Annotated in this window: 1 protein-coding gene; it reads right to left on the reverse strand. The window is 66.1% G+C overall.

Features of this window, described 5'->3' with window-relative positions; all coding sequences use genetic code 11:
• Nucleotides 1–818: 818 nt before the first annotated feature.
• Nucleotides 819–1,847, reverse strand: a complete 1,029-nt coding sequence (locus BM236_RS18550; protein ID WP_091126762.1) for an acyltransferase family protein — start codon at nt 1,845–1,847, stop codon at nt 819–821.
• Nucleotides 1,848–2,115 lie beyond the last annotated feature (268 nt).

The following is a 2,115-nucleotide window of genomic DNA, read 5'->3' on the forward strand; positions in this document are numbered from 1 at the left end:
CGTCAGCCCAACACCAGCCGGCACACCAGTGTTCGCCGCACCCGGCGTCCCACCCGAAGGCTGCTGCGGAACCGGCTGCGGCTTCGGCTTCGGCTTCGGTTGCGACGCGTGCGTGCCCGTAGATCCAGCCGGTCGGGACTTGAACGCCTTGGTGCACGGGACGCTCTTCCGCGCCACTGCGATACGGGACCGCGCGGTCTTCGACGTCGCATGCGCTGCGCGCTTGGTCAGTCGCGCGCACTTCGCCCGACGACACTGTCGTGCCTTCCTACTCTTCCCAGTCTTCGAGGGCGATCCACACTTGGATGCCTTCAGCTTGCTGACGCCGTCAAGTGACACCGATCGAATACCGTGGTGATTGACCTCGGCCAACGACGATCCGTTGACCAACAGGGCACACGCGATCGCGATGAACCCGACGACGACTGACCGCATAACCGGCACCATGTATACGCACACCTCCCCTGCGTCGGCCCGAGCGACCGGCGCGAGGAAGAACAGTGCCAGTCGCCGACTGCCACCGGTGGCGAAACGTCACTGAAATTGGGTATTTCGTACGAATGGTTAAAGATCACACTCTAGATGGGTCAGGCTGAGCGGCCGCACGCCGAGGGCCGTGTCACCAACTCCACGGCTACCCCACCACACAGCAACACTATGGTTACAGGTCGGATACGCGAGCCGCGGCTTCGGCCGCGAAGCGGGCCTGATGCGAACCGCGCATGCGCTCTGTAGGCAGGACGGGTGCTGAGGCGACGTTTCCGATCAAGTGACGGTCGGCCGGCCCGAATCGGACGCGCCTTTGACAGGGCGCCTGCTCATCGAACGACGGGGGCCGCCTCGAGGGCTACGGCATGGCGACGCCGGGTGAGCGCGCGCCGCGCCGGTTCCTCCACAAGACGATAGACGGCCGCCGACAGCACCCACGCGATCACGAAGGCGAAGCAGGCGACGGCCAGGCCGACGGGTGTGATGACCGCGCCCCGACCGATCGTGTGATCGAGCAGGATCGCTCCAGCGTCGATGACGAGGACGTGCAGGAGGAAGAACCCGTACGACCATGCGCCGAGGCGGAGTGCCGGCGCGCTGCGGAGCCACGCCGGTCCACCGGTCGAGGCGAGATGCCCGATCAATGCCGCCGCCGCAAGAGCCGGCAGTGCGTGGTTGTGGAGGACCGGGTATGTGACTGCGGCTGCGCCGAACATCAACCAGGGGGCAGGAACTGTCGTTCGGACCGTGGCGGCGTGTACGCCGAGCAGAAATATCGGGAGGTAAGCCAGAGGGAAGGTCGCCGGGACCGCTTCGACCTGGAGGACGATCGACCCGACAACGCAGGCAGCCGCGATGGCGAAGAGGCTGGCGCGGGGCTGACGGCGGATCCAAGGAATGAGCGCTGGCGCAGCGAGAGGCAGCGCCGCGTAGAAGACCAGCTCCACGGACAGAGACCAAGCGGGCAGGTTGATGGAGGCGGCTTGTCCGGACGCCGACCAGGAGTGGAGCAGGCTTGCGTTGGCTGCGATCGTACGGAACCCGGGGAGCTCTTCTGTGACGGCCAGCATCGCGACGGATCCGACGAGGGCGAGCCAATAGACCGGGAGGATGCGGGCTGCTCGGCGACGCCAGAACGCACGCGGCCCGCGGTCAAGTGAGGCAGGTTGGGCGAGAAGGAATCCCGACAAGACGAAGAACGTGTAGACGCCGACCAAGCTGACCGGCGTGATAGCCGCCCAACCGCGGCCGAGGCTGGTGTGGCCGAGCAGGTAGCCGATGTGGTTGGCGAAGACGACAGAAGCGGCGATGGCTCGCAGGCCGGTCAGGGCCGGATAGTCCGCGCGCGCAGTGGTCATCTGGGGACACTAGGAGACTTCGCCCCGCCGCCGAGTGGGCGACGGTATGGGATGCCCCATCTGAGGGACGCGGTGTCACCGTGTCGATGTGACTGCGATCCCAGTCGTTGTGCGGCCGTACGTACGTTCCAAGTCGAAGCGCAGCCGGATCACGCGAGCGTGACGGTCGCCTTGTTGTCGATCCAGGTGTTCCCGGAGATGGCCAGCTGGTCGCTCTTGCCGGAGGTGATCCCACAGCCGACGACTCGCTGGTTTCGCATGAAGCGGT

It is taken from the genome of Nocardioides terrae, assembly GCF_900112345.1.
In the GTDB taxonomy this organism is placed as follows: Bacteria; Actinomycetota; Actinomycetes; order Propionibacteriales; family Nocardioidaceae; genus Nocardioides; species Nocardioides terrae.